The following is a 382-nucleotide window of genomic DNA, read 5'->3' as shown; positions in this document are numbered from 1 at the left end:
CGTGGACGCGCCGCGCGCACCTGGCCGTCGGCGCCTGCGTCGCGATCGCCACCGCCGTCTCGATCGCCGTCGTGGTCTCCGGCCGCGGCGGGACCACCGCGGTGTTCCAGCGCTGGGACACCGTGTTCCACGCGAACGGCATCCGCTACATCGCCGAGACCGGCGACGGCTCGCTGACCGGCATGGGCACCATCAACTGGTACCCCGAGGGCTCCTTCTACCCGAACGCGTACCACCTGGTCGGCGCGCTGGTCTACCAGCTGTCCGGGACGTCGGTCCCGGTCACGCTCAACGCCGTCACGATGCCGATCGCCGGGCTGTTCGCGCTGGCGCTGGTCGCGCTGGTGCGCCAGCTCGGCGGCCGCGCGGTGTTCGCCGGCAG

1 protein-coding gene is annotated in these 382 nt (G+C 73.0%); it reads left to right on the top strand.

Features of this window, described 5'->3' with window-relative positions:
• Positions 1-382, top strand: a 382-nt coding sequence (locus G3I65_RS12035) for a DUF6541 family protein (protein WP_345944078.1), incomplete at both ends; no start/stop codon positions are given.

Source organism: Amycolatopsis sp. SID8362, assembly GCF_010550475.1.
Taxonomy (GTDB): Bacteria; Actinomycetota; Actinomycetes; order Mycobacteriales; family Pseudonocardiaceae; genus Amycolatopsis; species Amycolatopsis eburnea.
Note: the sequence above shows the minus strand (reverse complement) of the source record. Positions and strands in the feature narration are given on the sequence as shown.